The sequence below is a fragment of the Bacteroidota bacterium genome (assembly GCA_017303905.1).
Lineage (GTDB): Bacteria > Bacteroidota > Bacteroidia > B-17B0 > Aurantibacillaceae > JAHEYG01.
Map to the genome: position 1 here is coordinate 540,283 of JAFLBH010000001.1, position 25,505 is coordinate 565,787.

17 protein-coding genes and 2 tRNA genes are annotated in these 25,505 nt (G+C 37.9%); 6 read left to right on the forward strand and 13 right to left on the reverse strand.

Features of this window, described 5'->3' with window-relative positions; all coding sequences use genetic code 11:
• Positions 1 to 3: 3 nt before the first annotated feature.
• The 4 genes from sprA to J0L69_02290 form a co-directional block, all read right to left on the reverse strand.
• Entirely contained in the window at positions 4 to 7,407 is a 7,404-nt protein-coding gene (sprA, locus tag J0L69_02275; protein ID MBN8691990.1) for a cell surface protein SprA, read from the reverse strand.
• Between the two features lie 2 nt (positions 7,408 to 7,409).
• On the reverse strand, positions 7,410 to 8,003 hold the full coding sequence (ruvA, locus tag J0L69_02280; protein ID MBN8691991.1) for a Holliday junction branch migration protein RuvA: 594 nt from the start codon (positions 8,001 to 8,003) through the stop codon (positions 7,410 to 7,412).
• Positions 8,000 to 10,270: an NADP-dependent malic enzyme gene (locus J0L69_02285; GenBank protein ID MBN8691992.1), complete on the reverse strand. Its 2,271-nt coding sequence runs from the start codon at positions 10,268 to 10,270 to the stop codon at positions 8,000 to 8,002. The genes ruvA and J0L69_02285 overlap by 4 nt, the downstream gene beginning before the upstream one ends.
• A 101-nt stretch (positions 10,271 to 10,371) precedes the next feature.
• Complete coding sequence (locus J0L69_02290; protein ID MBN8691993.1) at positions 10,372 to 11,250, reverse strand: NAD kinase; 879 nt, start codon at positions 11,248 to 11,250, stop codon at positions 10,372 to 10,374.
• 70 nt (positions 11,251 to 11,320) lie between these two features.
• Between J0L69_02290 and J0L69_02295 the strand changes: the two genes are divergently transcribed.
• Complete coding sequence (locus J0L69_02295; GenBank protein MBN8691994.1) at positions 11,321 to 11,710, forward strand: RNA-binding S4 domain-containing protein; 390 nt, start codon at positions 11,321 to 11,323, stop codon at positions 11,708 to 11,710.
• On the opposite strand, the gene J0L69_02300 is transcribed toward J0L69_02295, so the two are convergent.
• The 4 genes from J0L69_02300 to J0L69_02315 form a co-directional block, all read right to left on the reverse strand.
• A complete protein-coding gene (locus J0L69_02300) occupies positions 11,707 to 12,624 on the reverse strand; it encodes a bifunctional hydroxymethylpyrimidine kinase/phosphomethylpyrimidine kinase (GenBank protein ID MBN8691995.1) in 918 nt (305 codons plus the stop codon). The genes J0L69_02295 and J0L69_02300 overlap by 4 nt on opposite strands.
• 61 nt (positions 12,625 to 12,685) lie before the next feature.
• Positions 12,686 to 12,759, reverse strand: a tRNA-Asn gene (locus tag J0L69_02305).
• A gap of 112 nt (positions 12,760 to 12,871) precedes the next feature.
• Positions 12,872 to 13,522, reverse strand: coding sequence for a hypothetical protein (locus tag J0L69_02310; protein MBN8691996.1), 651 nt, complete (start codon positions 13,520 to 13,522; stop codon positions 12,872 to 12,874).
• Positions 13,523 to 13,951: 429 nt separating this feature from the next.
• A tRNA-Arg gene (locus J0L69_02315) sits at positions 13,952 to 14,025 on the reverse strand.
• Between the two features lie 217 nt (positions 14,026 to 14,242).
• On the opposite strand from J0L69_02315, the gene J0L69_02320 reads away from it, so the two are divergent.
• Positions 14,243 to 16,555, forward strand: a complete 2,313-nt coding sequence (locus tag J0L69_02320; protein MBN8691997.1) for a hypothetical protein — start codon at positions 14,243 to 14,245, stop codon at positions 16,553 to 16,555.
• Position 16,556: 1 nt separating this feature from the next.
• Positions 16,557 to 17,273 (forward strand): DNA repair protein RecO, encoded by a 717-nt coding sequence (recO, locus tag J0L69_02325; protein MBN8691998.1) that lies wholly within the window; start codon positions 16,557 to 16,559, stop codon positions 17,271 to 17,273.
• Here recO and J0L69_02330 read toward each other — a convergent pair.
• The 5 genes from J0L69_02330 to gmd all read right to left on the reverse strand — a co-directional run bounded on the left by J0L69_02330 (position 17,270) and on the right by gmd (position 23,559).
• On the reverse strand, positions 17,270 to 18,772 hold the full coding sequence (locus J0L69_02330) for a hypothetical protein (protein ID MBN8691999.1): 1,503 nt from the start codon (positions 18,770 to 18,772) through the stop codon (positions 17,270 to 17,272). The genes recO and J0L69_02330 overlap by 4 nt on opposite strands.
• Before the next feature lie 79 nt (positions 18,773 to 18,851).
• Positions 18,852 to 19,946 (reverse strand): undecaprenyl/decaprenyl-phosphate alpha-N-acetylglucosaminyl 1-phosphate transferase, encoded by a 1,095-nt coding sequence (locus tag J0L69_02335; protein ID MBN8692000.1) that lies wholly within the window; start codon positions 19,944 to 19,946, stop codon positions 18,852 to 18,854.
• A complete protein-coding gene (locus J0L69_02340) occupies positions 19,946 to 21,505 on the reverse strand; it encodes a hypothetical protein (GenBank protein ID MBN8692001.1) in 1,560 nt (519 codons plus the stop codon). The genes J0L69_02335 and J0L69_02340 overlap by 1 nt, the downstream gene beginning before the upstream one ends.
• A gap of 17 nt (positions 21,506 to 21,522) precedes the next feature.
• Entirely contained in the window at positions 21,523 to 22,464 is a 942-nt protein-coding gene (locus J0L69_02345; protein ID MBN8692002.1) for a GDP-L-fucose synthase, read from the reverse strand.
• Between the two features lie 6 nt (positions 22,465 to 22,470).
• The gene (gene gmd, locus J0L69_02350; GenBank protein ID MBN8692003.1) at positions 22,471 to 23,559 is read right to left on the reverse strand and encodes a GDP-mannose 4,6-dehydratase; all 1,089 of its coding nucleotides are present in this window, start codon (positions 23,557 to 23,559) and stop codon (positions 22,471 to 22,473) included.
• A gap of 115 nt (positions 23,560 to 23,674) precedes the next feature.
• Here gmd and J0L69_02355 point away from each other — a divergent pair, with 115 nt between their 5' ends.
• From J0L69_02355 to truB, 3 genes are read left to right on the forward strand one after another with little or no spacing between them, the layout of a single operon-like run.
• Complete coding sequence (locus J0L69_02355; protein ID MBN8692004.1) at positions 23,675 to 23,944, forward strand: DUF3098 domain-containing protein; 270 nt, start codon at positions 23,675 to 23,677, stop codon at positions 23,942 to 23,944.
• 11 nt (positions 23,945 to 23,955) lie between these two features.
• A complete protein-coding gene (locus J0L69_02360; GenBank protein MBN8692005.1) occupies positions 23,956 to 24,750 on the forward strand; it encodes an undecaprenyl-diphosphate phosphatase in 795 nt (264 codons plus the stop codon).
• On the forward strand, positions 24,750 to 25,460 hold the full coding sequence (gene truB / locus J0L69_02365) for a tRNA pseudouridine(55) synthase TruB (protein ID MBN8692006.1): 711 nt from the start codon (positions 24,750 to 24,752) through the stop codon (positions 25,458 to 25,460). Before J0L69_02360 ends, truB begins: the two co-directional genes overlap by 1 nt.
• Positions 25,461 to 25,505: the final 45 nt, after the last annotated feature.

The following is a 25,505-nucleotide window of genomic DNA, read 5'->3' on the forward strand; positions in this document are numbered from 1 at the left end:
ATATTATTGTAAATTAATCCTCAAGCTAAAGCCCCCGTTGATGTTTGAAGTAGGGAAGGATGCCGAAGTTTGAGGTGTTGTTCTAATCCAATCGTAGAATAAACGTAAGTTAATGTTTGGCGTTAACTGATAATCGATAGCCGAGCGCAAGGTAATGATATTAGTACCGCCCGTTGGTGTGCTAATTTCATCAACGATACGGCGTACAATAGATACGTTGCGGCGGTAGCTTAAGTCAACCTTAATATTTAAATCACTTTGTAATGGCTTACCTTGAATCTTCAACTTCTTGATGCTTAATTTTGGATAACGGTAGCCAATACCAACTACATATTCCTGACCTTTTGTTTCAATAATTTGCGGACCGGTTAAGTTTAAGTTAACGGTTTTATCTCTCTTAATTTCAAAATTACCTTGCCAGCCCGGTTTATTAAACTGTAAGTCTACTTTGATTAACGGAGCAAACGCCTCACTAATTACGACAGAGGTAACATTGTAATAAGAGTTAAAGTTAGATGTTTGTTGCGTACCGAATATAATAGGGTTTTGAATTGGCGAACGATTACTTTGCGCGCCGTTAGACTCGCCGTAAATTAAGTTGTTAGAATACCCGCCAACGGTATATGTAGAACGATAACTATGACGAAGCGTGATACCGCGGAACATTTTCTTAAACACTTTTAATTTTCCTAAACCATCCCAGGTCACTGTCCAGTTTGGTAATGGGAAGCCCGGGAACATGTTTTTAGTGTTGTAGTTTCTAATTTTTTTACCGCTATAGGTTTCATAGAATGTTCCGATTAAAACATCTTGTTGCGTTTCGCTGTAACCATCATAACCGGTACGTAAGTTTCCTGCTAAGTCATAATAAGTGTATTGACCGTTTGAGTTTGGATTGTTAGCACTTAATTCTCTTGCGTAATCCTGACGTGTACGAATGAATTCTTTAAATAATTCCGATTCTACATTGTTTCCTTTGTCTTTAAACGAACGTCCTAAAGAGAAAATACTGGAGCTAAAGTTTCCTGTTTCATTAGGGCTTTCATGGAATTCGTAGCGTTGTGTAATTGGATCCCAACGCATGAATTCTGTTAAGTTGTAGCTCTTGTTTTGTGTTCCGTTCAATTCAATTTTTAAACTTCCGTGAGGTTCTATGCTGGCGCGATATGTTTTGTTTTCGGTTTTCATTCGCGTATATGGAGAAGTTTGAAATTCAGCTAAGGTTAACCAACCATTAGCTAAGGCTTTTGGCCGGATGTCTTCCTGCGAACCTGCCACAAACCCTAAGCCCGGCGCTTGTCCGTCTCTGAAATCCATTCCCATGTATTGTGAGCTTGGTCTGAAGTTAGGTAAACCTGTTCCGTTTGTTAATTGATAAGTAACCGAAACGTTTTTAATCATCATAAGAGCACGTGCAAGGAATTCGCCGATGTCTTTAAAATTATCTGAATTTTTGAATGTGGTTTTGTTACTGTCAACCGGCGCATTATTATTTTTTTCATTCGGCCGTAAACCTTTTCCAGCTTTCGATTGACCAGAGTTAATTCTCTTAAAATATGGAATTTTATTATAGAGACTAATCATATTGAAAGTACCGGTAAAGTTTTGTGTGTTGGTGTTTTGAATTGTGTTTCCAATATTCATCGAATCAACTACAGCAAACGGTCGGCGAGTCCAGGTATAAGTGCCGCCATAGCGATAAGAAAGATTTGCAAAATCAAGGATCGGAATTTTATTAATAGGTACGTTATAGTTCACATTAAATGCCTGACGGAAAGAAACGTTTTCACCAAAGCCTTTTAGGTTTTGTTTAATGGTGTCTTTCTTTTCGCGTGTATCAATAGCACCAAATGGTTCTAATACCCGACCTTCATTCGTTGCCGTGTAATCAAACTTTAATGCCTTACATAAATCCCAACGGAAATCATAATTACGATTAATCAGGAACTGCTTGTTGTATTGTGTAAGTGTTTTATTTACATCGTTCGTATAGAAGCTGGTAATATCGCGGTTTAATAATTCAGAATAGTTTCGTGTCACATCCATGGTGAAACCAAATCGATTTGGTAAAGGCTGTAAATTGAAATCTTTAATCAACGCAAACCATTTGTTTTCGAAGATCTTCATTTTACTGAATGGCTTCCACGATTTTGGTTGCAAGTTAAATCCGTAAGTTAAATTACCTCTATATTGTTTAATGAGATTGTGATCAATGTTCACGTTGCGCTTAAACATTTCGGTGTACGCATAGGTAACAGCGAAATTGGAAATATCCCACGGCATTGGTTTGGCGTTTTTACGCTTTAAACCATCAATGCGCACGTTTGTGAAATTATAACCCTTACGCCTCGTGTAATCCAGCGCGTTGAATTTTAACTGACGAATTTCATCATCAGAGAAGGCGTCACTTGGAACTAAATTGTCTAATTGTACATCGGGCTCAAACGGATTAAATAAAGGTTTGATGCGCGTTTCACCATACGAATAATAGAACGGCAATGACACTTTCCATTTTGCCGGGAAGAATTTTCCTAACTGAACTTGTGACGAGAAATCCCAATTCAAAGTTGTTTCTTTACTGCGCTCATTAATTTTCTTTTCAACGCTTCCGAAAAACGGTTTGCTGTAAGTTCCTGCAATTGAAACGTTTCCTAAATCAGCTAACTTCGCCTGAACTCTTCCGGTTGTTGCCCATCCGCCCTTGTTATTAAATCCGGTTAAGCGTAATTCATTTACCCACACTTCAACACTGTGTGGTAACGCGCCATTGTCTTTAGGGTTACGAATACCAATCATGATACTCTTAACAGCACCTAAGTTTGGATTACCAACGATGGTGATTTTGTTATTGCCATCAAATGATTCCCAAGGCTTTTGAGTTAAAGCAAGGTCTTTACCCGTTTCGCGATTACGCTCTTCTTTTTTTGAGGTTAATAAATCAAAAGGAATAACAAACTCATTTGCGCTTGGCCACACTTTGTATTTATCATTTTCATTGGTGCCATCATAAGAACCGTTTGGCGTTAACTGTAAAGGAATTTCGTATTCGTAATAGTTATTGTTGTAATCGGTTCCTAAACGCACAAACACGGTTAAATCACCATCGTTTAATTTTTCATTGTTTAATTTTTCTGCGTGAACGAACATTTTTAATTGCTTAAACATTCGCATATCTTGTTCAAGATTTTTGTAAACGGCACGACTATCACCGTCTTTTAAATTCGTGGTGCGTAACTGTAAGGCTTGTTCGTTTTGTAAAACAAGATTGGTGGTTTGAATGTTTTGTTGTTGTTGAATGCCCGGAGGAATTACATAGTTCACCGGCGTTTTTTGTCCATTTTCCTGTACGCTTACCGCTGATACGTCAAACGCTGTTGTGTTATCGTCGTTTGCCAAGAACTCACCAGGTTTAGTTAAATCAAATAAATATCTTCTCCAATCACTGCGTACTAATTCGAAACGCGCCATACGTAACACAACCGGACGATCAAAACCTTTCATGTAAACACGCATGAAACGAATGGAGTTAAATCCTTCGATGCCGCCTACCGCGTTTTCAAACTGCGTAATAGGAATTTTAAATTGATACCATTTCACTGTTTTTTTAATTCCTTCTACATCAGCAACACCTTCAAACGCATTCACGATAAAGTTGTTTCCTACATTGCTAGGATCTAAATCCTGCTTCGAAATTTTTACGCGGTATTGATAATAGTTTTCTGTCTCGCTTAAAGTATTATCACGGTTAATGTCTTCAATATTCGGAATGGTAGTAGCGCCAGTAGGATAACCTCCCGCATTTTGACTCTTGTATTGTTCTTCAGTTGGAGAGTTGCCTTCCATGTTGTTGTACTTGCTGTAACGCATCAAAGTATTTTTATACGTAATGTCGTTATCGTAATCGTCACCACGGAAGAAGTGATAGTTATCTGAAGAAGGGTCTTGTTTGAATGCGTCAATGAGAGGGATTCCAGATGGAAGTGAGTTTACAATGGAGCTAAACTTAATAATTTCATCCTCATCATTTAAACCATCATAACCCACATCCTGAGCGGCGCGGTCGTTTTGATCAACCGAAAAAGCATTTACCAATGGTGGAAGTGTTGGCACAACAGCCACATTTGTTTCAATAGTTGGTAAATTAGAAGATAAGTTAGACGGACCCGGAATACCATTCTCATAACTCATTCTACCATCTTTAATAATATCTTCCGAAACGTTTCCTAAGTTGATGTATAAATCCCCGGCAGGCGTGTTGTTTTTGTCCATGTCGGGATGTGTATCGCTGTTGTAATCCTCATTAAACGGATCCATCAACCAAAACTGTACATACTCAATGTTGGCCGCCTGAAAATCGTTTGTTTCTAAACGACGCATGATACCACCCCAACGACTTTGAGGATTGTTAAGCTTACCGTTACTCATGTTCATGCCCGCGGTTATACCACCAACAGGCGTTACATCCATATTATACGGACCGCGCTCTTCAGGGTAAAAACCAATATCAAAAACAGGAAGTACAACGGGCTGACCGTTAGGAGGTGTTTTTCCGGGGAACAATTCGGTTTCTAATACTTGACGGAATAAGTTATTGGAGTAAACATCTTTATTATAGTTGCCCGGTGTTACCCCGCCGCTTTGTTGACGTGTTAATGCAGGATCGATAGTGTACCAGTTAAATCGCGCGCGGTTTTTTCCAACTATAATATCATCCGTTTGACTGGCCTCAGGGAACAAGGCCGGCTGTCCTTGCGGAATACTGGATAAAAACCAAGCTGAAGGATTACGCACATCAATCAAGGAAATACTTCCTTCAAAGTCATCAATGTAAGAGTTTCCATCTTTACCAATAGCCGCCGCATTACCCGGAATTAATTGTGCAAATTCTCCTTGTGTTGTAATGCTGCTCATTTCTTTGGTATCAATGAGAGGAATACGATCAATTAATCGCGTTAAAAATGGCGCGTCTGTTTTGTAGTTATAATCTAAACCATAAATAATATTGGATACGGGTTCATCACCCGTGTTTACTTTTTGTGTTACCGGTTTTTCAGAAAAACGCAAGAAGCTACCACCTAAAGTTAAATCGCGGTTTACTTTAAAGTCGAGACGAGTACCCATTAAACTTTTTTGCTGCACATTAAAGAGGGAGTTGCTTTCAACCGACACTTTAATTTGAGCACCACTATTTAAAATACTTTCATTAATGATTTTTACACGACCTAATGTGTAATCAACCGTATAATCTGTGTTTTCGGTAAGGCGCACACCGTTAGCTGTAACTACAACAGCGCCTTGCGGAATGTTTAATGCATTTAAGGAAATTTCGGAGCCGGATGCTGATTTGTAAGAGCCTTTAATTTTATACCTGTTTTTCTCCGGTAATTGCTGAGCAGAAACGCGGGTAGAGTCATATAACTCCTGGAAAATATATTTGTTGGCAGCAGGGTAATCATTAACCTGATCAAACTTAGAGCGTAATTTTGTACCAAAAGGCTCTATGCTTGTAAAATAAATTCGTCCGTTAGCAGGATTAATGGTGTAGCCCGGTAAGAAATCGAAAACACCATCCGCAAAATTATCGCCATTCACGCTTAATTTATCGCAGTCTAACACTTGAATTAATTGTTTTCCGTTAATAGCACCGAAAGGAATGTAAGGAATGTCAACGCCGGTTTCGATGTTGTTATAGAACACATCTAATTTGAAATCTTGCTGATTTAAATTGTAAGCGCCTAATGAATAAACGTTTTTCATCATCAAATCCCAGGTAGGATAACGAACGTTTACGTTAGCGCCTTTCAATAATTTACAGAAGAGTGATTTGGTGTTATCCGGGAATTGATCACTGAATTCACCCACCTGATAAACTTTACCATTGTAAGTAAATTGGAATGATACCGCTAATACCTGATCGTTGTTTAAGGTTTGATTTAAGGAGATAAATCCTAAACGCGTGTTTAATGTATACTCAGTTGCATTCAATCGACGCGCGTTGTAAATCATATCAAAGTCGCGGGACTGAACCATGTATTGTCCGTTACTATTACAAGTGTTTGATGCGGTGTTAGTGCTGGCTAATAAACTCGACACCTTACTACCATCGCGGTCTTTTAAAATACCTGTAACAGGATCAGACATGACGTAATACAAACTGTTGGCACCGTTGTGAGGAATAATTCCAGTACTGTCATACACGGCATAGTTAGAAGGGAAAATACAGGTGCTTGGTCCGGATGAAGTTGAAATGAACTCCGGCCAAACATTCATAGAGTCTTCACCTAAATCTTCGAACGCAACAACGTTACGTGTTTGCTCGGAGCTTCCGGTTTGATTTAATACATACACCTCCACTTTATTAATGATGATAGGCGTATTAATAACCGGAAGCGTAGACATCCAACTGTCGTAATTGTTTCTAAAATACTGAGCTAAGAAGAAGTGTTTGTTGGCTTCATAGTTATCGCCATTCACATTAAATTGTTGTGTTTGCGCGCCACCCTGAATTGTTACCTCTTGTTTTTTACCACGCTGTTGCGAGAAAATAGTTGTAGCTGTTAAACGACCAAACTGTAATTGTGTTTTAATACCAAATAAACTCTGACTACCTGTAATTAAAGAGCTGTTTAAGGGGAGAGAAACGTTACCTGCCTCAATTTTCTTTATAATCTCATCTTCGTATCCGGTGTAATCTAACTTCACTTGATTTTCCCAATCGAAAGAGGCTTCGGTGTTATAGCTGGTAGTGATTTTTAATTTGTCACCAATTTTACCAATGAGGTTTAACTGGATGCGCATGTTAAAATCGAAATTCGTAACTTTTTGTTGACGTTGCGGAATAGCCGGATTTAATGTTTTGTTTCTGTTTAATCCAAAAATTAATTCAGCTGTACCGGTTGGACGAATATCAACTGTGTTACCACCGAAAATACGGTCAAATAATTCACTGTTCACCTGAAGTTTTGGAACAATTCCTTTACGCGGCTTATTAATGTCTTCCGCTTTTATTTTTGTTCGCCAATAATCGTGTGTGGCTTTACGGAACATGTAATCCTGATAATCTTCCGCATCCACATAAGTATCCGGTCGGTATTTTAATCCGCCCATATTTTGACTTACATCGTAATTACCTGTTTTAGGATCGTAAGTAACTTCAGTTTTGATGTTAGAAGGATTTTCGAGATAAAGCGGATTTTTATCATCGAAAATAGCTTGCGAGCCATTGTTATCTTTAAAATCGTATGGAAGTTTTACTTCCGGCGTATCGGGCGGGAGCACAACTTTTCCTGAAACATCGTAAAGAGGTTTAAAAAGGTTTTTATTGGCGTTGGAATTAAAAACTACCCCCATCAGGAATGCTGAGGTAGATCCAAAAACCAAAAATTTCAATAACCCTTTTACTTTCACTTTTATAAATTTTTTAAAGCCGCTTTTATCAGCTGCTCTACATTATCAGAGCTAATGCCCTGTTGTTTTAAACTCTTTTCAATAGCTTTCTCAGCAGCGGTTCGCGGGAAACCGAGCGTGGTCAAAGCCATTAACGCTTCCTCTTTATTTTTATTGTATGAAGTACTCAAAATCTGAGAGATACCGCCCTCGTGCTTGCCAAGTTTCCCCTTTAGGTCAACTACAATGCGTTGCGCGGTTTTTTCTCCAATTCCTTTAATGCTTTTCAGAAGTGTTACGTTAGCCGTGTTAATGGCGCCTGCGATTTCGGCTGCTGATAAAGACGAGAGCATTAACATAGCGCTTGCGCCACCTACACCGCTCACAGAAATTAATTTTCTGAATAAATCGCGTTCATCGGTATTGTAGAATCCGTAATAGCGCGGATTATCATCACGCACAAACACACTCTCAATAAAAACTTTAACTTTTTCTTTTCCTGAAAAAGCAGAGTAAGAATTGAGTGAAATCAGCAATGAATAACCGATACCACTGGTTTCAATGGTAACGCTTGCCGGATTCAATTCAGAAATATTCCCCTCTATGTAACTAATCATTTTTTATTCTGAGCGTCTAATACGGCAATCACAATCATGTTAACTATTTCACGTACGGAACTACCTAATTGAAGTACGTGAACAGGTTTTTTTAATCCCATTAATACCGGACCAATCGCTTCCGCTCCTCCTAATTCCTGCATCATTTTGTAAGCAATGTTACCTGCTGCTAAATTCGGGAAAATGAAAGTGTTTACGTCCTTATCTACTAAAGTGCTAAATGGAAATTGTTCTTTTAATAAGTTGTTGTTCAAAGCAAAATTTGCCTGAATATCTCCGTCAACAATTAAGCCCGGATAATTTTTATGTAAAATACTTACAGCTTCAGCAGCTTTTGCAGGAACCTCTCCGGTGCCTGAACCAAAATTTGAATACGACAACATCGCGATTCTTGGCGTGATATTAAATTGCTTAACTGTATTAGCAGTTAACACAGCAATATCAGCCAACTCCTGCGCGGTTGGATTGGTATTCATGGTTGTATCGGCAAAGAAGTAGGGACCTTTTTTTGTCATCATGATGTAAAGTCCGGCCACTTTACTTACGCCTTCTTGTACGCCTATTATTTCTAGAGCAGGTTTAATTGGCGCGCCATATTTACGGGTTAAACCCGAGATCATAGCATCGGCTAATCCTAACTCAACCATCATCGCACCAAAATAATTCCGGTCACGCATTAATTTTCGCGCATCGTATTGTGTTAATCCGCGACGGTTACGTTTGTGCCATAATAAATCGCCAAACTCCATGCGTTTTGCTTCTTCCTCATGTAACCATGGATCGATGATTGGCATGTCGCCTAAATCCAAATGATGCTCTTCAATGAGTTTATTAATTTTTTCTTTGTTGCCTAATAAAATTGGTTTCGCGATCCCTTCATCACGTACCACTTGCGCAGCTTTCAGAATTTTATAAGTATCTGCTTCAGTAAATACAACACGTTTAGGATTACTCTTCGCTTTGTTCGCGAGTGTACGCATTAACTTGTTGTCTTTTCCTAAGCGATTATCTAATTCGTTACGATAAGCTTCCCAGTCGGTTATTTTTCTTTTTGCAACACCGCTTTCAATGGCGGCTTTTGCAACTGCCGAAGAAACACATGAGATTAACCGGTTATCGATTGGTTTTGGAATAATATACTCCGGACCAAAGCTTAAATTTTTAGAACCATAAGCCAGGTTCACATAATCCGGCACCATTTCTTTTGCTAATGCAGCAATTGCTTTTGTGGCGGCTAATTTCATTTCTTCATTGATGCAAGTGGCTCTAACGTCCATCGCACCACGGAAAATAAATGGAAAACCTAATACGTTGTTTACTTGATTAGGATGATCGCTTCGGCCGGTTGCTACAATAATGTCTGGGCGAGAGCTTATCGCGTCTTCATACGAAATCTCAGGTGTAGGATTTGCCAGAGCAAACACGATACAATTTTTCGCCATGCTTTGAACCATTTTCTGATTCAAAATATTTCCTTTCGATAAGCCAACAAAAACATCAGCGCCTTTAATGGCTTCTTCTAAAGTATTGATGTTTGTTTTTTCGCTGGCAAAAAATGATTTGTATTGATCCAAATCGGTTCGTCCCTTATGAATAACGCCTTTGCTATCGAGCATTAATATGTTTTCCTTCTTAACGCCAACTGCAATGTACATTTTAGCACAAGAGTTAGCAGATGCGCCGGCACCGTTAATCACAAGTCTGATTTCAGACATTTTTTTACCGGATATTTCTACTGCATTTAATAAACCTGCAGCGGAAATAATCGCTGTTCCGTGTTGATCGTCGTGCATAAGAGGAATGTTTAATTCTTCTTTCAAGCGACGCTCAATTTCAAAGCACTCAGGCGCTTTGATATCTTCAAGGTTAATTCCTCCAAAAGTTGGAGCAATGTTTTTTACTGTATTTACAAATTCGTCAATGTTTTTGGTGTCAACTTCAATATCAAAAACATCAATGTCAGCAAAAATTTTAAAGAGCAAACCTTTTCCTTCCATTACCGGTTTAGAAGCAAGAGCACCAATATCGCCGAGACCTAACACCGCAGTTCCGTTTGATATAACGGCCACCAGATTGCCCTTTGCGGTATAACGATAAGCGTCTTCCGGATTTTTCTCAATTTCTAAACATGGTTCAGCAACACCGGGAGAATAAGCTAGCGTTAAATCACGTTGGGTACTATATGGTTTGGTTGGAATTACTTCAATTTTTCCGGGCCTGCCCTGCGCATGATAGTCCAGCGCATCTTCTCTTCTGAATTTGGCCATAAAAGTTTAAATTTTTGTGAATAGCGAAAATACGAAAATCTTAGTAAAACGACAGATTTTAACCGCGATTAAATAGTCTGAAAATCAATGGTTTAAACGGATTAGTGACGTCTGTCCAGACCCCACAGTAATTTGTTGCGAAGTGTTTCAAAGAAATGTTGTCCTTCGAAGGTAATAAGGTTGAAGCGAAAATCGGCTTTTTTGATGCTGATTTCGGAGCCCGACATGATTTGTGTACCTCTTGAATCGAGTGAAACATTGAAGCTTTCATTTCGTCCGGCTACTTTAAAACTTAAGGTTTTGTTATTGGAAATGACAATGGGACGAACATTTAAATTGTGTGATGCAATTGGTGTAAGAATGAAATTATCTGAATCGGGCATCATGATGGGTCCGCCGCAACTTAAGGAATAAGCTGTTGATCCGGTTGGAGTAGAAATGATTAATCCGTCGGCAAAATAGGAGTTAAGAAAAACACCGTCAACATAAGTATCGATGTTAATCATAGCGGAAGAATCTTTTTTGTGAATGGTAAATTCGTTCAATGCATAATTAACATCATCAAATTGTTTTTCGCCGCCAACAATCTCTAATAATTCACGTTTGTCGAGTGAAAACTTCTCCTGAATCAAAAGTGTTACTGCTTTTTCGATATCGTCTTTTGATACCGAAGCAAGAAATCCAAGGCGGCCGGTGTTTACTCCCAATACAGGAATTCCGGATTTTCTTACTAATGCAACGGTTTCTAAAATAGTTCCGTCACCACCCAGACAAACCACATAATCAGCTTTGGATTTAAGTGTTTCGTAACAGGAAAAAGTTTTTAAAATGGTGGTAAAACGATATTCTTTACGGAGGAATTCGTAATACGGTTCATACACAATTAACTTTACCTTTTCTTTTTTGGTAAGCTCAATCAGTTTCTCTAAATAAAGCGGATGATTGTCTTTTGTGTTGCGCGCGTATACGGCAATTGTCATGGCGTAAAGGTACAAAATAATTTTTTAGACAATAAAATGTGTTTTTAGCCTTAATTTAGTGTTTGGTTTAATGGAAAAAAGCAAAGAAATACGCATTGACACTTACCTCTGGGCCATTCGGATTTTTAAATCACGTACTTTGGCAAGCGATGCGATTAAGGGAGGAAAAATAAAATTAAACGATGCGAATGTGAAGGCTGCGCATGTGGTAAAGATTGGAGAAACTTATGCGATTACTATTGGCACGCATAAAAAAATAATTGAAGTGACCGGCTTAATTGAAAAGCGCGGTAATTATGAAACAGCCAAACAAAATTACATTGATCATTCACCGCCAATAGAAAAAAGTGAAAGACAAGAAAAAGCGTTTTTCACAATGAATGTAAAGCATGAAAAAGGAACAGGTCGCCCCACAAAAAAGAACAGAAGAAATTTAGGAAAAGAAGGAGGTTGGTTTTAGTCTAGCTGAAACTGTACTAATTCAACAAATTCCTGAACGCGATCGTCAATTTTTTCTTGTGTTAAACCAATTAAACGCTCGGTACCGAAACGTTCAACAGTAAAACTTGCCATAGCACTTCCGAAAATAATTGCGCGCTTCATGTTTTCGAATGAAATATCTTGTGTTTTTGCCAAGTAACCAATAAATCCTCCGGCAAAGCTATCACCGGCACCGGTTGGATCAAACACTTCTTCAAGCGGAAGCGCAGGCGCGAAGAACACTTCTTCATTATTAAATAATAATGCACCGTGCTCACCTTTTTTAATCACTAACACTTTCGGGCCCATTTGTAAAATTTTTTGTGCTGCTTTTACCAATGAATATTCGCCAGAAAGTTGACGGGCTTCAGAATCATTAATCGTTAAAACATCTACCATGGTTAATGCTTTTTTCAAATCATCCATAGCAATATCCATCCAGAAATTCATTGTATCGAGAACAATTAATTTCGGACGTTTTGTTAGTTGAGAAATTACTTTTTGTTGTACGGCAGGAACTAAATTTCCTAGCATTAAAAACTCGGGTGATTTAGCGTTTTCTGGAACGATAGGATCAAAATCTGCTAACACATTTAGCTGTGTATCCAGAGTATCACGACTATTTAAATCGTTATGATATTTTCCGGCCCAGAAAAAAGATTTCTGACCTTTTTTAATTTGTAAACCGTCAAGGTTGGCGCCTTGTTTTTTTAGCGTATTTAAAAACTCTTCAGGAAAATCATCTCCGATAACGGAAACCAAATTGATTTTATTATAAAAGTAAGAAGCGGCTAAGGTAATATAGGAAGCAGCGCCTCCAACAATTTTATCTGTTTTTCCGAATGGGGTTTCGATAGCATCGAAAGCAACTGTACCTACAACTAGTAAACTCATTTTTTTGACTATTAAAGTTTATAAAAAACAAAAGGATGCATTTTGTTGCATCCTCTTGTCGCTCCCCCTCCTGGGCTCGAACCAGGGACCCCGTGATTAACAGTCACGTGCTCTAACCAGCTGAGCTAAGGAGGAATCTTTCCCAAACTGGGGCTGCAATATTACTATGTATTTTGTAAATAAGCAAAAGAAAAAATTTAATTTTTAGGGGTTTTATTGTAAAAAAACCGACTCTTTGGGCATTTTATTAGCGTGGACGGGTGGTAAGCTCAATTTTGGTAATCGGATGAATTTCCCAAGCTGTTGCACGCCAATTGTTTTTGCCATCGGGACTCGTATTTTGAGCTTGATGCTCATGTTCTTCGTCAAACATTAACCAGCCTTCAATGACTACCCATCTTCCTAAATACTTGTCGCGCAGGGCTCTGGTAGTCCAGTTAAGCCCCTTTTTTTTCATTTCCTGCCGCCAGCGTGGTGTTACTTCTGCGATAAAACGAAGCGATTTGTCTGGATTCATCGGGTCGGTTACCAACTCGATATGCGTATCCCTTAAATCCTTTTCTTTTGTTTTACAATTGCAGGTTTCAATGCCTCCCACCTTCACATCATAAACGTAACCAATTACTTTAACGGCTTTTGAAGAACTCCAGCGTTTTTGATCTTCACCTTTTGCTAAAAGTTTTTGTAAAGTAATGGTTGTGTCAAAATCAGAAGCTTGGGGTAATGCTGTACGGTTTTTTAATTTGTTTAGCTCCTTTATTCGATCCGATTTAGCGTTGCCCTCAATAGGACAGGGTGTAGATGAAGTAATTGGTGGCGGACTTTGTGCAAAATTGCAACCAGTGCAAAAAAGTAAAAGAAAAAAGTTAATGAAAAATTTTATAAATGAAACACGCATAACTAGAAATGACGAAAAACAAGGGTCGTTAAATAATTTAGTGGAAGTCAAAAACATTTGCTGTTAACTTCATACCACTAAAGTGAAATTTAATAGCAAAATGGCTCAGATTATTCCCAAGCCTTTCTGCTTTAGTGGTGATCCCGGCGGGAGTCGAATGGCGAGGCCATGCTCGCCATCGCGAGTGTTAACCTCGCGACCCACAACCAACAGAACATATTCAAACTAATTTAAGTGATCCCGGCGGGAGTCGAATGGCGAGGCCATGCTCGCCATCGCGAGTGTTAACCTCGCGACCCACAACCAACAGAACGTATTCAAACTAATTTAAGTGATCCCGGCGGGAGTCGAATGGCGAGGCCATGCTCGCCATCGCGAGTGTTAACCTCGCGACCCACAACCAACAGAACGTATTCAAACTAATTTAAGTGATCCCGGCGGGAGTCGAACCCACAACCAACAGAACCGGAATCTGTCATTCTATCCAGTTGAACTACGGGACCAGTGTAATTAAAAGAACTTTGTATAGGTAAAGCAATTCTATGGGCGAGGCCATGCTCGCCGTCGCGAGTGCTAACCTCGCGACCAGTTGAACTACGCGACCTTTTTTAATAAAAGAACATCATTAATGCGTCAAAAAGGAGCACAATGAAGCTCAAAGATAATTCAATTATTTCAACTACTTTTATAATAAATTTCACTTTTTTCCGTTTAAGGATTATGATAAGAAAAGCACTCGTTTTATTCTTGATAGGATTTCAGTTTTCTGCATTATCTCAAGTAAAAGTGGGACAATGGGTAGGGCATTTAAGTTATAACTCCTGTAATTCAGTAGCAAAAACCGAAGATGCGGTGTTTGTTTCGAATGGAACAGGACTTCTTAAATACAATTTGGATGATAATTCAATCGATTTGATTAATAAATCAAATGGCTTGTCGGATATTGGCATTCATTTGTTGCGTTACAATGCGGCGAACAACACCTTACTTGTAATATATGACAATGCCAACATTGATATTTTAAAAGGGAAGGATTTTTATAATTTCTCAGACATTAAGCGCAAGAGCATTACCGGAAAGAAAAACATTAATGAGGTGCTTTTTAAAGGAAGCCTGGCTTATTTGTCTTGTGGATTTGGAATTATTGTGTTTGATACCGATAAGCTAGAAATTAAAGACACCTATTTAATTGGACCTAATGGATCGTACCTTAATATTTATCAAACTGAATTCACAGATAGTACTGTTTTTGCTGCTACTTCTGTCGGTTTATATAAAGCAAATTTAGGTACGTTATTAAACAACTATCAAAACTGGAAAATTGTAAGTGGCATACCTGCAGGAGCATATAATGGAGTAGTAAAATTCAAAAACAAAATAGTAACGAATTTTTCCCCTTACGCGTCTAATGGAACAGTAAATAGAGACACTTTGTATTCTTATTCGGGTGTAAGTTGGAAAAAAGACACGATTAAAACATTTCCCTATTATGTGCGTAAAATGCTTCCGAACGGAAATAATTTAGTTTTGATTGATCAATATGGACTTGAGGTTTATAACTCTTCAGAAGCGAGAACAGCATATATTACTACTTATGCGTTTGGATATTCAAACATCATGGATGCGTATATCGAATTTTCAAAACCTAAATATTGGATTGCAGATAAAGTGCAAGGATTTATAGAAAGTTCGGGGCCATATCCATTTTACCCGAATAATAAAATTTACGTCAATGGTACTCACAGTAATTTTGTAAGTAATATAGACGTGTTCGATGGAAAAGTGGTGACCTCTCCTACAAAAATGGATGAAACGGGCTCGCTTAAATTTTCACGCGAAGGCATTAATTTATTGAGTGATGATTCCTGGTCTTATATAAAGGAAACAGTTTACGATTCCATTTTAGATCAAAACTTTGCGCTTATCGACAGAAAAAATCCATCAAGAATATGGTCTTCAAGTTGGGCACAAGGTTTGTGTCAGTACGAGAATGGACAACTTGTAAAAGTACATAACAGCATTAACGCTTCTATTCCAACTCTTGCCGGTTTTCCTAACTGGCATCGCACGGCGGGATTATCAATGGATGAGGATGGTAATTTGTGGATTGGCAGCAGTGACGTTCAAAATTTCTTAACCGTCCGAAAGCCAAATGGCACATTTCAAAATTTTAATTTTAGTTCTATTGCTCCTTATGTAACACGCGTTTTAGCTGATAAAAACAAACAAGTTTGGGTGTTGTTTCCAAGAGGGAATGGAGTTTGTGTTTATAAGAATAATAATTATGCGAGCCCCAACTCAAGTAATCATAAGTTTCTTTCAACGGCGGAGGGTAACGGAAAACTTCCCGATCCATTTGTACATTCTATTGCCGAAGACAAAGACGGACATATATGGATAGGTACATCAAAAGGTATAGCCGTGTTCTATAATCCTGAAAACATTTTTGAGGGAGGTAATTTTGATTGCCAGCAAATTTTAATTACGCAAGACAGTCACGTACAAATTTTATTAGAGACTGAGAAAGTAACGGCAATTGCTGTTGACGGAGCAAACAGAAAGTGGATTGGAACAGAAGCTTCCGGTGTGTTTTGTTTTTCACCTGATGGTCAACAACAAATTTTTCATTTCACAAAAGATAATAGTCCATTGTTTTCTGATTTAATCAATGACATTTCTTATAATGAGGAAAGTGGCGATGTTTTTATTGGCTCCGATCAGGGAATTCAATCCTATCGTACAATAATAGTAAAGGGAGAGGAAAATTATAATACAGCACACGCTTATCCAAATCCTGTTAAGCCGGGTTACAACGGAAATGTTTATGTGCGCGGCTTGATGGATGAATCGGTTGTAAAAATCACTGATCTTAACAGTAATTTAGTTTGGGAAACAAAATCGCAAGGTGGTCAAATCGAATGGAATTTAAAAAACATTACAGGCAAGAAAGTCGCTCCCGGTGTTTATTTAGTTTACTGCGCATTAGCTGACGGCAGTACGTCGGCCGTTACAAAAATTCTGGTTTTAAACTAAAATGCTGGTAAAATCAGAAGCCATTATTTTACAAAACATTAAGTATGCCGATAAAAAGGCCGTGATTAAAGCATTTACAAAGCAACACGGCCTTCTAACTTTTTCTGCGATAATTACAAAGTCAAGTCAGGCTAAGGTTAAGCCAGCAAGCGTATTGCCCTTAACAGTAACAGAATTAAGCTATAATTTAAAACAAAACCGTGACATTCAGTTACTCACCGAGTCAAACATAGCTTATGTTTACGATGACATCTCGCGAAACTATTTAAAACTCGCCATCGCACAGTTCATGAATGAGGTGCTTATTAAGTGCATTAAAGAGCATGTTGGTAACGAAGAGTTGTTTGCGTTTGTGGTGAATTCTTATAAATGGTTAAACGAAGCAAAGGAAGGGTATTCTAATCTGCATATTTATTTTTTATTGGAGTTAAGTAAACATTTAGGCTTTGAGCCAAACAATAATTATTCGGCAAACGATAAATATTTTGATACGCGAGAAGGTAAATTTTCTCCGGTTGAATTGGGTTTTCCTCTTGGATTAAACAATCTGCAATCGCAACTTTTTTCACATTCACTAAATGAAGGATTAATTGACAAGCCTTTTTCGAGAGCAGAAAGAAATGAATTAATTGAATCTTATTTGGCTTTTTACAAAATGCATGTTGCGGGATTTAGCGATTTAAAATCGCCGGCTATATTAAAAGAGCTTTTTGTTTAATAATCTCTGTAAAAATTCCAGATACTGGTTTTAATACCAAAATAAATATAGGGGTTTTGAAGTTCATAACCCTTATCAGTGGATTCGCTGCGTTGTATGTACCCTAATTCCAATCGCAAATTCATTTGAGGCAAAATAAAATAGGTGAAGCGAATATCGCTCTGCAACAAAGTAGTTTTTATTCCTTGGGTGGTTTTATGTCCGTATTCGTATGGACGAGTTGTATAGGATAAAAATATATTTTGACCGAGATTCGAACCCGCAGTGTCCTTACCAATTATAGCATAAAGCCCCTGCGCACTAAACATAAACCGGTTTTTTCGATAACTTAAGAAACCAAGGTATTCTTTAAAGTTAGCTCCAAGCGGATGAGCAAGGGGCTGACCGTAATGCGCGTAATTTTGAGCAACAGAGCCGTGAGTATAAGTATACGGCCTTACTTCGTTATATTCAGCTTGAAATGTTAAGCCGCGTACTTTAAACACATCTACATACTTTAATCCCAATTGCCATGCTTGCTTGTTAGCCCACCAACCGCGTCTGGCACGAATCTCGCGTAGCAGAAATTCATCTAATGCTAATTGTCCGTATAGTTTAAGGCAATTAAATAATCTAAAAGAAGAATTGATTCCGATAAAAGCATTATCAGAAGAGCCCACAGAAAACTCCTGAGGTCTGTACATGATAATGGGATTTAAATAGTTTACGTCGAAGCCTCTATCACGATTAGCCTCTGTTCCTTGCCATATAATATTTTCAAACACAGAAAGATTAAACTCCTTGATTGGATTCCAGCTTAAATAATGCATGGTGGCGTATTTGTTTTGGAATTTTGATTTGATGCCGCCTGAACCGGTAATGTCATACATCCAAGTATACCATACACTGTATTGCACATTTCCGAAATGCGAATTAATGCGGAAGTAAGGATAATTATTGGCTACATCCGACAACAATAGAGAACGATAGCCTTCGCCAATAAAATGTTTACCATTACCAATTTGCAAATTAAAAATCTTATTGGGCGAATAGGATGCTGAGCCGCTGAAATTGGAATAATTGTAAGAATTACCTGAACGATAAGCCATTCCCAAACCCGGAATAAGCATCGTGTTTTGAATGAATGTATCGGTAAAAAACGGATAGGTTACATTACCGGCAAATCCGGTTCCTTCCAATGTAAAATCATCGTTAATGTTTAGTTTAGCATGCAAACCTCCACTTAATTCGTTTACATTTTTATTACTTAAAACATCAAAGCCTGTTTGCAAATCAACAAGTGGCAGAAATTGAAAATTGTATTGATTTCTTTTTGATGGGCCTTCATTAAAAGTTTTACTCAGGAAGAAATTTTTAATTGTATAGTGATGATAGCCCACACATGAATCATGAAATTGTGTTAGGGAATTAGATAGATAAGGCTTAAAACTCGCATGAAACTCCTTATTAGGATATCTAATACTCCATTCGTCAATAACCTGTGAAGTTTCACTATTCAAGAATATATTACGCGCAATGGGGTTTTCTTGCGAAGAAGAACTAAGGCTTGTTAATAGTAAAACAAACAGACAAACTATTTTATTCTTTAGGCTCTTCAATTTTTTTTGACCTTGATTTTGCGTAAATAACCCACAAAATAAAAATTCCGCTACAGGCTAAAACGGCCAATAATGAAAGGCTAGGGTTTAAATAATAACTCAGTAAAGAAACACCAACAGTAACGATACTGAAAATATAAATAACAATTACTGTTTTAGCATGGGAATACCCACAATCGATTAAGCGGTGATGAATGTGATTACGGTCCGCTTCAAATGGAGATTGACCTTTTATTGTTCGAATAACAAATACACGCAACGTATCTGTTAAGGGGTAAACTAATGCAGCAATTGCAAACACAGAGTTTGAAATATGCACCCAAAAATTATCCAAACGATTAACAGGATACTCAATCAGTTTTGTGCTTAATACATAAATGAACATTCCAATAATGAGAGAACCGGAATCGCCCATGAATATTTTTGCCGGTGAAAAATTGAACACTAAAAAACCGAGTAAAGCACCGGATAAAGCAAAGGATAATGAAGCAAGAGTATATTCATTTGCAAAAACAAACCAAGTGCCAAAAAACGTAGTAGCTAAGAAGCCAATTCCTGCTGCTAAACCGTCAACACCATCGATAAGATTCATGGCATTTACAACAACAATGTAAGTAAATAGAGAAAGAAAGATACTTCCCCACTCGGGAATTCTCTCTACAAAAAACACACCGTGTAGCCCGGTGATGCGTATATCGCCCATTAAAATAAGAATGAGCCCAACAACTACGTGTGCAAATAATTTTTTTACCGGTGCGGTACCTATAATATCATCTTTAACACCAACAAAAAACAAAACTAAACTGGTGGCAATAATGATCTTAAATTCTTTTACAGATTCATAGATTTGACTATAGTCATGTAAGTCATCGATATTAAACCAAAGGGAAAAGGAAAATAAAGTGGCTGCATAAATAATGATTCCTCCAATAGTTGGAATGGCCCGTTTGTGTATTTTACGATCTTCCGATGGTAAGTCGATAAGGTTTTTGAGAATGGCAACTTTAATAAGCGCCGGTGTGGTATATAAAACCACAACAAAAGCCGTTATGAAAACTAAAATTAGAAGTACCATTAAAAATCAAAATATGCGTTGTATAAACTCGTTTTAAAACTTAAATATACATAGGCTGTCTTATTAGATGAATCATTAAAACCATAAAATTCTTGGTCGCGATACATCAAACCTAAACTGATATTTGTGTTATAGGACGGGTTTATAGTGTAACCTAGCCTTAAATTTACAATATTGTTGTTATATAACGAATAATTATTGAATGTTATAAACTGATAGTGGTACCGAACATTTATGTTAAAGCGCTTAATTTTCTGGTCAAGTACAAAAAGCAGTTCTTGTCCGTTTCCGGGTGTAAATCCAATGTGTTGGTTGTAATGGGAATAAGATTGATTGGCGGTGTCGGTTGTAACCGGACTGTTATAAGAACCTTCTGTAACAGTATTATATTCCGCCTGCAGAAAGAGATTTTTCACTTTAAATGCATTAAAGTATTTTAACCCGAATTGGTAGCCGTAACCATTTCCAATGGAGTTATTATTACTTAAATCATCGGCCATCACCTGAGCATAAGCACTAATACTATTTGTCAGCTTTAAGTTGAGGTCGGCGCCAATCAAAATATTATTCTTGTTGTTTAATCCGTAATAGGCAAGGTTGGTATAGATTACTGGATTAAAATATTGCCATTCGAACTGCTGTCTGTTTCTCCTATTAGGAACCTGCCAGATCATTCCCTGAAAGAACCCTATGTTTAACCATTTCGCTAGATTGGCGCTTAAATATTGGAAAGAGGCAGCCTTTTTCTGAAATAAGGGCTCTGTGTTCGGAACAGTTTTGTCACTTGCCGGAATCAAATTCATAAACGAAACATACAAGTTCGTGTATTGCAAGCGCCCTTTAAAATATTGTTGCGTGATTCGCACGAATGGGTAATTAAAAGCATTATCACTTAACAATAGAGAGCGATATCCGTGACCGATTTTGTGCTTGCCGTGTCCGGCCTGAATGTTTAAATTTTTGAATGGCTGGTAAGAGAAAAAGCCTGACGAAAAGGAATAGTCAAACCCTCTTGTGTTAAACACTTTCCACCTTCCTTGTCCGGGTACCACTTTCGTGTTTTTGCTAAATGCTTCCACATAATTTGGGAAGACAGACTGATTTTCGGCAAACATGGTTTCAAAGTAGAAATCTTTACCAACGCTTCCGGCGGCAATGATTCCGCGTGTGTTTGTATAGAGTCGTCTGAATAGAGTGTCTTCACTGTCGCGGCCCAGTTCTAAATTGAGTAAGGGGTCGACCGTTATATGATACTTTTGATTTTTTGATTTGAACTGAAGAAGATGATCGTAGAAAACTTTATCCAAAAAGCGGTCTTCGGTTATGTATCTGAAAATCTTATGCGAGTCAGCGACAAATTTATATTTATCCGAAAAAAAGGGAATGTATGGCTGAATCGCGTTATGTATGGCTGAATCTTTTTTGGCAAGAACCGATTCTGTTAATAGTCCAAAACTATAATCGTTGGGCAGATTGTAGAATTGCGCATGAACGAATTTATTTATTGTGAAAATAAATGCGAAGCAAAGGAGTTTTTTTATAGTTGCATTTGGTTTCACCAAGTAGATTTAAATGTTTACCACACCTTCACGCCTTCTTTTTTCTTAAAATCCTCGTATACTGCTTTGATGCCGTCTTCCAGTTCAATTTTATGTTTCCATCCTAAGCTATGAAGGAAACTTACATCCATTAATTTTCTTGGTGTGCCATCTGGTTTAGTGAGATCGTGTTTGATTTCGCCTTCGTAACCCACAATTTTTTTGATTAATAAGGCGAGGTCTTTAATGGTTAAATCTACACCTGTTCCAATATTTACAAATTTGTCGCCCGAATAATTCTTCATTAAAAACACACAAGCATCAGCCATATCGTCGGCGTGAAGAAATTCCCGCATGGGTGTTCCGGTACCCCACATTTCAACAAAAGGTTCTTTCTTTTCTTTCGCGTCATGAAATTTGCGGATAAGCGCCGGAAGCACATGCGAATTATTTAAATTATAATTATCGTTAGGGCCATACAAATTGGTAGGCATTACCGAAATAAAATCACAACCATACTGTCGTTTATACGACTCGCATAACTTGATGCCCGCTATTTTTGCTATAGCATAAGGTTCATTGGTATCCTCAAGATAACCGGATAACAAATATTCTTCCTTCAACGGCTGCGGAGCAAGTTTAGGGTAGATACAAGAAGAGCCCAGAAACATTAACTTCTTTACTTTGTTTTTATAAGCCGCATGAACAACATTGTTTTGAATCATGAGATTTTCATAAATAAAATCGGCACGATAAACATTGTTAGCCTGTATGCCGCCAACTTTCGCTGCTGCTAAAAAAACATAATCGGGTTTTTCTTTTTCAAAAAAATCATCAACCGCTTTTTGGTTTCTTAAATCCAATTCAGCTGAGGTGCGTGTTACAAAATGAGTGTAACCTTTTTTTTGCAAGTTGCGATGAATGGCAGAGCCTACCATCCCACGATGACCCGCTATATAAATTTTGGAGTTTAGTTCCACAGAAATCTATTCTTTATAATTTAAAACTTTGTGACCGCCTTCTAATAAATATTTATCGCGCTTAAACAATTCAAGATCGCTTGCCATCATTTCTTTGCATAATTGTTCTACGCTGCGTTTTGGCTCCCATCCTAAAATGGTTTTTGCTTTGGTAGCATCGCCAATCAATAAATCAACTTCAGCAGGACGGAAATACTTTTCATCGATTTCCACAATGGCTTTTCCGGTTGCCTTGTTATATCCTTTTTCATTTACGCCTTCACCTTTCCATTCAATAGAAATACCAACTTCACCAAACGACATCTCAACAAATTTTCTTACGGTAATTTTTTTGCCGGTTGCCAAAACAAAGTCATCCGCTTCTTTTTGTTGTAACATCAACCACATGCCTTCAACGTAATCCTGTGCGTGTCCCCAATCACGTTCAGCATCCAAATTACCTAAGAATAATTTTTCCTGCATACCTAAGCTTATTTTCGCGGCGGCACGGGTAATTTTACGCGTTACAAATGTTTCACCTCTCACCGGACTCTCATGGTTAAATAAAATTCCATTGGCAGCAAAAATGCCATATGATTCGCGGTAATTTTTCGTAATCCAATAAGCATAAACTTTTGCAACGCCATACGGACTGCGCGGATAAAACGGAGTGGTTTCTTTTTGAGGTATTTCCTGTACCAATCCAAACATTTCGGAAGTACCGGCCTGGTAAAACTTTGTTTTTTTCTCAAGACCAAGAATACGAATGGCTTCTAAAATACGAAGTGCGCCAATCGCATCGGCGTTGGCTGTATATTCAGGGGTTTCAAAACTAACTTTCACATGTGATTGTGCGGCAAGATTGTAAATTTCAGTTGGCTGAACTTCCTGTATGATTCGAATGAGGTTTGTGCTATCCGTTAAATCGCCATAGTGTAATTTGAAATGCACGTTTTTCTCATGTAAATCCTGATATAGATGATCGATACGATCGGTGTTAAACAAGGAACTGCGACGTTTGATGCCATGAACCTGGTAACCTTTGCTCAATAATAATTCCGCTAAATAAGCGCCGTCTTGTCCGGTAACACCTGTAATTAATGCAATTTTTGCCATAGGGGTTTATAGTCCTTTTTGTAAATGAATGTAAATAGCAATATTACGAAAAATTAACGGAAATGCCTTGCCATTAAAGCCAATTAATTTATTAGATTTGCATAGTCCGGAGCGCATGTTAAAAGGCAAAAAACCGGAGAAATTAGCAATGAAATCAACTTTTTCAAAACAAAACTATATTTTATTCTTGGCAGGTCTTATTCTCATTGGCCTTGGGTATTTATTAATGATTGGCGGCGGAAGCGAAGACCCTAACGTTTTTAATCCGGCTATATTCGATACTCAGCGTATTACTATTGCTCCTATTGTGTGCTTAATAGGATTTGTAGCTATTATTTTCGGTATCATGTGGCGCCCGAAATCAAATCAGGAAACATCTAAATAAAACTTTCTTACATGTCGTTTTGGGATGCTTTTTTTATTGCCTTTATTGAGGGCTTAACCGAATTTTTACCTGTGTCATCAACCGGACACATGATGATTGCTACTGCACTTTTAGGCGTAGAAGCAACGCCGTTTGTAAAATTATTTACAGTAGCCATTCAACTTGGCGCGATTCTTTCGGTAGTGGTGATGTATTATAGGCGGTTCTTTAAATCAGTTAATTTTTATATTAAACTTATTGTGGCGTTTATACCTGCAGCCATTGCCGGGTTATTATTAGGCGATTATATTGACGCGGCTCTTGAGAATGTGTTTGGAGTGGCAGTAGCGCTATTTGTTGGTGGAATTATTTTGCTATTTGTAGATAAATGGTTTTCGAAAAATAGTTTGGATGCTGAAGAGGATATCACCATGATGCGCGCTTTAAAAATTGGCTTGTTTCAGTGTATTGCCTTGTTCCCGGGCATCAGTAGAAGTGGCGCAACAATTGTAGGGGGCATGTCACAACACTTAACACGTAAAAATGCTGCTGAATTTTCTTTTTTTCTGGCGGTTCCAACCATGTTTGCTGCCACGGCAAAAAAATTACTGGATTTTTACAAGGAGGGATTTGTATTGAATCAACACGAAGTTTCATTACTTGTATTCGGGAACATTATAGCTTTTATTGTAGCGATTTTGGCGATTAAATTTTTTATTGGCGTATTAAACAAGCACGGATTTAAGGGTTTTGGATGGTATCGCATTGTTGCCGGCGCCATTATTATTCTATTGTATTTGCTTAAAGTTCCATTAAGCATCGTGTAATGCATAATTTTTATCAGGGAGAAATATTATTGGTGAATAAACCGCTGGGCTGGACTTCCTTTCAAGCGGTAAACAAATTGAAGTATGGATTAAAACGACATCCATCCATGTTTGTTGACGGAAAATTTGTCCATTTAAAAATTGGACATGCAGGTACTTTAGATCCTTTAGCAACGGGTTTATTAATTGTTTGTACGGGAAAAAAAACCAAGGAAATTCAAAAGTTCCAAGACTTACCAAAAGAATATACCGGTACGTTTTTTATAGGCGCAACTACACCATGTTATGATTTGGAAAAGCCCATTGATAAAACCTATCCTACGGAGCATATTACACCTGAGCTTATAAATGAAACAGTAAAAAATTTCATTGGAAAGCAGGAACAAGTGCCGCCTATTTTTAGCGCAGTAATGGTAAACGGCAAACGTTCGTATGAATTGGCTCGTAAGGGGGAAGAAGTAGAGCTAAAAGCAAAACCCATTGAGATTTATGAATTCGAAATAACCCGTTTAGCACTTCCTGAAATGGATTTCAGAATAGTTTGCAGCAAGGGAACTTACATCCGAAGTATTGCCCGCGACTTAGGATTAGCGCTCAATAGCGGTGCTCATTTAACAAAATTATGCAGAACTAAAATAGGAGAGTTTTCTTTAGAAAATGCCTCTGAGCCCGAAGCTCTAATTCAGTCGCTGAATCCCACTAAAATATAAACATTCTGTTCTTAATCATTTAGGGTTTGTTTCACTTTTCATTCC

What these genes read in the sequence shown, in the direction of transcription:
- J0L69_02355 (MBN8692004.1), top strand. Translation starts at nt 23,675, where the DNA reads ATGTTAAAAGGCAAAAAACCGGAGAAATTAGCAATGAAATCAACTTTT.
- gmd (MBN8692003.1), bottom strand. Translation starts at nt 23,559, where the DNA reads ATGGCAAAAATTGCATTAATTACAGGTGTTACCGGACAAGACGGCGCT.
- truB (MBN8692006.1), top strand. Translation starts at nt 24,750, where the DNA reads ATGCATAATTTTTATCAGGGAGAAATATTATTGGTGAATAAACCGCTG.
- ruvA (MBN8691991.1), bottom strand. Translation starts at nt 8,003, where the DNA reads ATGATTAGTTACATAGAGGGGAATATTTCTGAATTGAATCCGGCAAGC.
- J0L69_02295 (MBN8691994.1), top strand. Translation starts at nt 11,321, where the DNA reads ATGGAAAAAAGCAAAGAAATACGCATTGACACTTACCTCTGGGCCATT.
- J0L69_02300 (MBN8691995.1), bottom strand. Translation starts at nt 12,624, where the DNA reads ATGAGTTTACTAGTTGTAGGTACAGTTGCTTTCGATGCTATCGAAACC.
- J0L69_02320 (MBN8691997.1), top strand. Translation starts at nt 14,243, where the DNA reads ATGATAAGAAAAGCACTCGTTTTATTCTTGATAGGATTTCAGTTTTCT.
- J0L69_02290 (MBN8691993.1), bottom strand. Translation starts at nt 11,250, where the DNA reads ATGACAATTGCCGTATACGCGCGCAACACAAAAGACAATCATCCGCTT.
- J0L69_02360 (MBN8692005.1), top strand. Translation starts at nt 23,956, where the DNA reads ATGTCGTTTTGGGATGCTTTTTTTATTGCCTTTATTGAGGGCTTAACC.
- J0L69_02310 (MBN8691996.1), bottom strand. Translation starts at nt 13,522, where the DNA reads ATGCGTGTTTCATTTATAAAATTTTTCATTAACTTTTTTCTTTTACTT.
- J0L69_02335 (MBN8692000.1), bottom strand. Translation starts at nt 19,946, where the DNA reads ATGGTACTTCTAATTTTAGTTTTCATAACGGCTTTTGTTGTGGTTTTA.
- recO (MBN8691998.1), top strand. Translation starts at nt 16,557, where the DNA reads ATGCTGGTAAAATCAGAAGCCATTATTTTACAAAACATTAAGTATGCC.
- J0L69_02285 (MBN8691992.1), bottom strand. Translation starts at nt 10,270, where the DNA reads ATGGCCAAATTCAGAAGAGAAGATGCGCTGGACTATCATGCGCAGGGC.